The sequence below is a fragment of the Ulvibacter sp. 2210JD10-4 genome, assembly GCF_058148525.1.
On sequence record NZ_JBYVJZ010000132.1, the window covers coordinates 1 to 231 of the forward strand.

Annotated in this window: 1 protein-coding gene; it reads left to right on the top strand. The window is 40.3% G+C overall.

Annotated features, from left to right (window positions below):
- Positions 1 to 231 (top strand): hypothetical protein (locus ACY2RT_RS15765; RefSeq protein WP_490156847.1); only part of this gene is annotated, 231 nt, incomplete at both ends.

A 231-nucleotide genomic window follows, 5' to 3' on the forward strand; every position in this document is an offset into this window, starting at 1 on the left:
TGAATTTAAAAGGCGATGACATCTACGTTTTTGAAGTAGGTCCTTTCCTTGAAGCTGCAAAAATAGAGATCTCACAAAACGGAACCGACTGGATCGATGCCGGAAAAATTGCAGGGGGGAAATCGTTCATTGATCTGAGTGAGGAAAATATTGATACTGAAACCGTATTTTATTATCTACGTATCACTGACCTGAAAGACCTATGTAAAAGCAAAAGTGCCGGAGCCGATA